The organism is Agromyces sp. ISL-38 (genome assembly GCF_018613935.1).
GTDB lineage: Bacteria > Actinomycetota > Actinomycetes > Actinomycetales > Microbacteriaceae > Agromyces.
Genome location: NZ_JAGGPF010000023.1, coordinates 1 through 6617, shown reverse-complemented (window position 1 = coordinate 6617; position 6617 = coordinate 1). Strand labels below are relative to the sequence as shown.

Below are 6617 nucleotides of genomic sequence, written 5' to 3'. Positions count from 1 at the left end.
CCGAGCGTGCGGACCTCCGGATGCGCCGGGCGACACCCCGTACGGCCCTCAACGTCGAGCGGCGTGTCGCCCGGCGCATCCGGAGTTGCGAACTCATGATCGCTCGAAGGACGAGCTCAGGCAAGGAACTCGATCGCGGCGTCCTTGAACGCCCGCGCCGTGAGCGTCGACACATGATCGCGCCCGGGGATCGACACGTAGTCGGCATCCCAGTCGAGCGCGAGCTCACGTGCACCCTCGGGCACCGGATCCTTCTCACCGGCGACGAACAGCGTCGGGATGTCGCCCGGGATCGAGAGCGGCGCTCCCTGCACGCCTTCGATGCAGGCGAGGAGCGCCTCCCGGTCGGCGCCCGCGGCGATCGCGGGCCGGAGCAACTGGTCGATGAGCGGATTCCTCGACGGCTCGTCGTGTCGCAGCACTGCGCGCGCATCCTCGAGATCCCATGAGGCGAAGAGCTCGTGCGGCCCGGCTCCGCCGATGACGACTCGGCGCACGCGCTCGGGCGCCAGGGATGCGAAGGCCGACACGACCCGATTGCCCATCGAGTAGCCGATCAGGTCCACCTGGTCGGCGCCGGCGGAGTCGACAACCGCCAGCAGGTCGGCACCGAGCAGCTCTGGTGCGTACGAGTCGGCCTGGACCGGCTTGTCGCTCTCGCCGTGTCCGCGCAGGTCGAGCGTGATCACGGCTCGCCCCGCCTCGCGAAGGGCCTGCACCCACCCCGTGCCATCCCACGTCACGGCCGCGTCGGACGCGAACCCGTGCACGAGGAGCACCGGAGGCAGCGCGGCATCCGTATCGCTGCTGCCATGCATGCGATAGGCGATGAGCACGCCGTCGGATGACTCGGCATAGAGGTTCGGCACCGGTGCTGTGGCGGCCCGCCTCACGACGCGGCCTCGTCGAGCGTGGTCGACTCCGTGATCTCGGCGCCCGCGTGGCCCAGTTCGGCGAGCGCCGTCTCGGAGGTCTCGGCGGCGACGCCGGCGACGAGCGCGTCGAGCCCGCTCGCGCGCACGCAGTAGTCGGTTGCGAGGCCGACGACGTCGACATCGGTGATGCCGCGGTCGGTGAGCACGTCGCTCATCGAGGCGCCGTCGTCGTCGGTGCCCTCGAAGATCGAGTAGGCGGGCACTCCCTGGCCCTTTCGGATGTGCACGTCGACCTGATCGACGGAGAGTGCCGGGTGGTATTCGGCGCCGTCGGTTCCCGCGACGCAGTGTACGGGCCAGGTCTCGACGAAATCGGGCTCGCGATCGACCGCGAAATGCCCACCGTTGTCGCCTTCGGCCGAGTGCCAGTCGCGGGATGCCACGACGAGTTGGTACTCGCCGCGGTGCCGATCGAGCAACTCGGTCACGCCTGCGGCGACGGCGGCGCCGCCCTCGACCCCGAGCGCGCCCCCCTCGGTGAAGTCGTTCTGCACGTCGATGATGAACAGGGCCCGGGCCATGGCTCGCTCCTTCGCTCGTCCTGCGTGCGACCGATCCCGGCCGCACCTCCATTCTTCCAGTCCGTGCGCTCGGTTGGACGGTGGCGGCGCTACTGGTTGGAGAGGTTGTCGCCGCAGAGGTAGAAGCCGGTGGCGAGGGTGTCGATCGCCTGCTTCGCCTCATCGGTCACGTCGCCGAGGGCATAGATCGCGAACGTGAGGGTCGAGCCGTCTTGCGCGCGGATGACGCCCGCCAGCGTGTATCCGCTGTCGATCCAGCCCGTCTTGGCCGTGACCGCCCCGGCGGCAACCGCGTTCTCGCCTTGGAACCGGTCGCTGTAGGAAAGCGACCCGCGCTGGCCCGAGACGGGCAGCCCGTCCATGAGGATGCCGAGGTTGCCCTCGCGCGCGTTGATCTTCACGAAGAGCTGGGTGAGGTACGCCGGCGGCACGGCGTTGTCGTCGCTGAGTCCGGAGCCGTCGACCACCGTGATGCCCGTCGTATCCAGCCCATAGGCCGCGAGTCCCTCGAGCACCCCGGCGTTGATCGCGCTGAAGGTGTTGCCGGCGCCGGTCTCGATCGCGACGAGTCGTGCCAGCATCTCGGCGACGGTGTTGTCGGAGACGACGAGCGCCTTGTCGACGAGCTCGGCGACGGTCGGGGAGAATACCTGGCCGAGCTGCTGGGCACCCGACGGGGCCGCGCCACGCTCGATGACCGAGATGCCGCCGAGCTCCGACGCGAAGGCGTCGCCTGCGCGCCCGATCGGGTCGGGACTGCGCCATGAGGTGTTGCTCGACGGGTTGTCGCGGTCGCCGTCGACCTGCAACGCCGTGATGTTCGACATGTAGCCGTCTTCGCGCTCGATGGGGTCCCAGGTCGGATGCCACTCGTCGCCGCCGAAGAAGCTCGCGTCGAGCACGAGCTTCCTGAGCGGCGGGTTCGAGGGGTCGGCCGACCAGGCGCTTCGCACCTGCTGTGCGAGTTCGTCGAGGTGCGCCGCGCCCGGGTAGACCGTGGTCGTACCGCTCGGCGTGCGCGAGAGGGTCAGGTCTCCCCCACCCACGAGTACGACAGAACCCGGCTCGGCGCCTTTCACGACGGTCGTGGCCGCGCGGTGGTCGGGACCGAGCACCGACAGCGCCGCTGCCGTCGTGAGCACCTTCATGACGCTCGCCGTGCGCGAGGGTGTCGTGGCGCCACGGTCGTAGAGCGTCTCGCCCGTGGCGGCGTTCATGACGTGCGCCTGCAGGTTCGCGAGTCGGCCGTCGGCGGCGCGGTCGGCGACGGAGCAGGTGCGGATGCGGCTCGCGGGCGCCGCTGCGGCGGGCACCGGCCGGGCAGGATCCGGCGTCGGGGTCGGGGTCGACGTCGTCGCGACGGCGACGTCCTCGCCCGCGCTCGTGGCTGCGCCGGCGAACACGGCACCCGTGCCGAGCAGTGCGAACGCGAGCACGCCGCCGGTGATCGAAAGGGCGAGCCGGTGCTTGCGCACGAAGGCGCCGAACGATGCCGATGCGACGCCCGCGTTCGCTGCCGTCTCCCGCTGGGCGGGCGCGGGCGTCGGGGCATCCTTCCGGTCATTCACCCCGGCATTGTACGTGCCGGTTTCGGCAAGGTGCTCCGAGGCGTCGGCCGGGCTCCTGCGATCACGGGCGATTCGGAGGTCTCCCCGATGGAGCCGGATGCGAAGCTCGCGTCACTCGCCCGGGTAGCGCAAGCCGATCTGCTCGCGGATCGCGTCGAGGGTTCCCAGGATCGCGACCGTCTCGTCGATGGGCAGCACATCGCCGCGGAAGTTGCCGGCTGCGACGAGCCGCTCGACGGCTTCGGCCTGGCAGTGCATGCCTCGCCCGGTGACATCGATCGGGCGGAACTCCTCGAGGACGGTGCCATCGGGGGCGACCACCCGGAAGCTCGCCGGAGTGTACCAGACCCGGTCGATCTCGATTCGCGCCTCGGTGCCCAGCACCACGGCGGTGTTCGGGCCGCTCGAGTCACTTGCCGAGAGCGTCGTGGCGACTCGACCGCCCTCGTAGCCGAAGATCGTCGCGATCTGGGCATCGGCACCAGTGCTCTTGAACGTCGCCGTCGACTGGATCGTGAGTGGCGCCCCGAAGAGGTCCCAGGTGAATGAGATCGGGTAGATCCCGAGGTCGAGGAGGGCGCCGCCGCCGAGCTCGAGCGCGTTGATGCGGTGCGCCGGGTCGTCGGAGAGCTTCTGCGTGTGATCGGCGATGAGTGTGCGCACCTCTCCGAGCGTTCCCTCGGCGATGATCTCGCGGATGCGTGCCATGTGGGGCAGGTATCGGGTCCACATCGCCTCGAGGGCGAGGAGCCCCTTCGCGGCCGCGAGGTCGGCGATCGCCTGGGCTTCGCGCGCGTTGACCGCGAACGGCTTCTCGACGAGCACGTGCTTGCCGGCCTCGAGCGCGAGCATGGCATTCGCCGCGTGCAACGGATGCGGCGTCGAGACGTAGATCACGTCGACCTCTGGGTCGGCGACGAGCGCCTCGTAGCTCGCGTGCGCGTTGCGGATCTCGAACTCGGCGGCGAAGGCCTCGGCGGCCTCACTCGACCTCGAGCCCACCGCCTGCACGGTGAAGCCGTTGACCTTCAGGTCACTCGTGAAGGCGCGGGCGATGCCACCCGTCGCGAGGATGCCCCAGCGCAGTCGTTCTGTCATGGCGACAGCCTAACGGCGGGCCAGCGCCGTGAACGCGCTCCCAAAGGGGCGACTGCGTCGAAACGGGTGCAGTCTGTCCCGAATCGGGTCGCGGCGAAACCCGATCTGTTCTAGCCTCCACGCCATGACAACGCCGTCCCGGACCACGCGTCTGATGAGCATCCTCAGCGCCGCCGTCCTTACGCTCTCGACCGCTCTCGTCGGCGCCGTTCCCGCGCACGCTGTGCCCGGTGGACCCTCGCAGACGGCGACGTCATCGAAGGTCGCCTACGCGGCGCTCGGCGACTCCTATGCCGCAGGTGTCGGCGGCGGCGACTATCTCGACGCGTGCCTCACGAGCCCGGCCGGGTATCCGAGCCTGCTCAGCGCCGATCCCGGCGTGAACCATGTGGCGCTCCTCGCGTGCACGGGCGCGACCACCGCTGACGTCACGACACAGCTGTCCGCCCCCACCCGACAGACGAAGCTCATCACCGTCACTGTCGGGGCGAACGACCTCGGGCTCGACGTGCTCACAACGGCGTGCCTCACGGGAACCATCGACGACTGCCTTGCGGCCGTCGCCGTGGCGCAGGCGAAACTCCCGCAGCTCGCGGTCGACCTCGGCACGACGTTCGCGGCGATCCGGGCTGCGGCCCCGAAGGCGACGGTCGTCGTCACGGGCTATCCGCTGCTGTTCGAGTCGCCGATCGATCCGAGGAAAGTCGCGGTGAATCAGGGCATCATGCTGCTCAACGATCTCATCGAGGCGAGCGCCATCGCCGCGGGATTCGTCTTCGTCGACGTCGAGTCGGCGTTCGCCGGGCACGGCATCGACAGCGCCGATCCCTGGATCCACGACATCTTCTCCGCCGAGGCGTTCCACCCGACGGTCGCCGGGTACCAGGCCTACGCCACGGCGATTCGCGAGGCGATCGGCCGAGTCGACCTACTCGATTGAGTGGGAGTGCCGGACGCGCTGAGCGCAAGGGATTGTCGAGGGGCTTGCAATCGGATAATCGTTGACTATGGACCGGATCCACTATGCAGGTGGCGAACTGCTGACCGGGAGCAACATCGCGAGGGCGCTGATCGCCTACGCGGAGGCGCTGGCGCAACGTGAGTCGGCTGCATCCATCGATATCCCCGTGCGCCACGACGACGGGAGCGTGGGGCGAGCGAAGATCCTGATCGGTCCAGCGAGCCAGCTCCTCACGGAATCCGAGACATTCAGCGGGGAGGAGCTCGTCGATGAGGCCCTCGTGGCCGAACTGGACCGCCTGACCGCGAGTCTCTCGACGATGCGCCCGGTCACCGGTATTCCCAGCGACGCGAACGTCACCGATGACCCGATCGACTTCGACTGGAACGAGGACGTCTGATATGGCCCGAACATGCCGCGGCTCTGTACGACCGTCTCCGCATGCCAACTCCGCCGACATGCGGAGCGGCCGTGTCTTGGGGCAGGACGCACGAACGGCCCGGATTGATCCGGGCCGTTCAGCTGCGACGGAGCCGCCTGTGGGAATCGAACCCACGACCTTCTCATTACGAGTGAGACGCTCTGCCGACTGAGCTAAGGCGGCGTGGCATCCGCTGCGCCGAGGCGCACCGGTTGGCACGAGAATCTATGTTAGCGGGTTTCGCCGGCGTCGTTGAACACCCATGCGCGACCTGCGCGTCGGTCCGCCCGACCGATCAGCATCGCGGATCGATCTCGGGCACGGTGCCGTCGATGAAGTACGACTCGACGGCGTCGTTCACGCACGAGTTCGACTTGTTGTACGCCGTGTGCCCCTCGCCCTCGTAGCTGACGAGCGTGCCGCTCTCGAGCTGCTCGGCGAGCGCGACCGCCCACTCGTAGGGCGTGGCGGGGTCGCCAGTCGTGCCGATCACCAGGATCGGAGCCGCTCCTTCGGCGTGGATCTCAGCACGATCACGATCACTCGTGTACGGCCAGTTCACGCACGTGAGATCACCGAAGCCGAAGTAGGGGCCGATCGTCGGCGCGACCGCGGCGATCTCCGCGGCCTTCTCACGCATCACCGAGACGTCGGCCTGATACGAGTAGTCGAGGCAGTTGATCGCGCGGAACGCCTCCGTCGAGTTGTCGAGGTAGGTGCCGTCGGCGTTGCGCCCGTTGTAGCCGTCGGCGAAGGTCNNGATGATCGCGGTGAGCAGGGTGTCCGCCCCAACGAGGCGGCCGTCGCTCCCGCGGAGCGGGCTCTGTTCGACGGATGCCAGGAGCCGGCCGACCTCGGCTACGGCGTCGTCGGCCGTGCCGCCGAACGGGCAGTCGCTGCCGGCGAGGCAGTTCTCGGCATAGGCGCGAAGCGCCTTCTCGAAGCCCACCGCCTGCGCCTTCGTGACCTCGAAATCGCTCGCCGACGGGTCGATCGCGCCGTCGAGCACGAGCCGGCCCACCTTGTCGGGGTAGAGCTCGGCGAACGTCGCCCCGAGGAAGGTGCCGTACGAGTAGCCGAGATAGTTGAGCTGCTCGTCGCCGAGCACGGCAC

At 69.0% G+C, this 6617-nt stretch carries 7 protein-coding genes and 1 tRNA gene; 2 read left to right on the top strand and 6 right to left on the bottom strand.

Annotated elements, in window-relative coordinates; all coding sequences use genetic code 11:
- Positions 1 to 116: 116 nt before the first annotated feature.
- The 4 genes from J7E25_RS17610 to J7E25_RS17595 form a co-directional block, all read right to left on the bottom strand.
- Positions 117 to 893 (bottom strand): alpha/beta hydrolase, encoded by a 777-nt coding sequence (locus tag J7E25_RS17610; RefSeq protein ID WP_308164653.1) that lies wholly within the window; start codon positions 891 to 893, stop codon positions 117 to 119.
- Positions 890 to 1456, bottom strand: a complete 567-nt coding sequence (locus tag J7E25_RS17605) for an isochorismatase family protein (RefSeq protein ID WP_214871472.1) — start codon at positions 1454 to 1456, stop codon at positions 890 to 892. The genes J7E25_RS17610 and J7E25_RS17605 overlap by 4 nt, the downstream gene beginning before the upstream one ends.
- An 89-nt stretch (positions 1457 to 1545) precedes the next feature.
- The gene (locus J7E25_RS17600; RefSeq protein ID WP_308164651.1) at positions 1546 to 3024 is read right to left on the bottom strand and encodes a D-alanyl-D-alanine carboxypeptidase; all 1479 of its coding nucleotides are present in this window, start codon (positions 3022 to 3024) and stop codon (positions 1546 to 1548) included.
- Between the two features lie 111 nt (positions 3025 to 3135).
- Positions 3136 to 4122: a Gfo/Idh/MocA family protein gene (locus J7E25_RS17595; protein WP_214871471.1), complete on the bottom strand. Its 987-nt coding sequence runs from the start codon at positions 4120 to 4122 to the stop codon at positions 3136 to 3138.
- 124 nt (positions 4123 to 4246) lie between these two features.
- On the opposite strand from J7E25_RS17595, the gene J7E25_RS17590 reads away from it, so the two are divergent.
- Together J7E25_RS17590 and J7E25_RS17585 are read left to right on the top strand one after the other, a co-directional pair.
- Positions 4247 to 5062, top strand: a complete 816-nt coding sequence (locus J7E25_RS17590) for an SGNH/GDSL hydrolase family protein (RefSeq protein ID WP_214871470.1) — start codon at positions 4247 to 4249, stop codon at positions 5060 to 5062.
- A 67-nt stretch (positions 5063 to 5129) separates the two neighbouring features.
- A complete protein-coding gene (locus J7E25_RS17585) occupies positions 5130 to 5483 on the top strand; it encodes a hypothetical protein (protein ID WP_214871469.1) in 354 nt (117 codons plus the stop codon).
- Positions 5484 to 5614: 131 nt separating this feature from the next.
- Here the strand turns inward: J7E25_RS17585 and J7E25_RS17580 are convergent.
- Together J7E25_RS17580 and J7E25_RS17575 are read right to left on the bottom strand one after the other, a co-directional pair.
- Positions 5615 to 5687: transfer RNA gene (locus J7E25_RS17580), tRNA-Thr, on the bottom strand.
- A gap of 112 nt (positions 5688 to 5799) precedes the next feature.
- Positions 5800 to 6617, bottom strand: an 818-nt coding sequence (locus J7E25_RS17575) for an alpha/beta hydrolase (RefSeq protein WP_214871468.1), incomplete at its 5' end; no start/stop codon positions are given.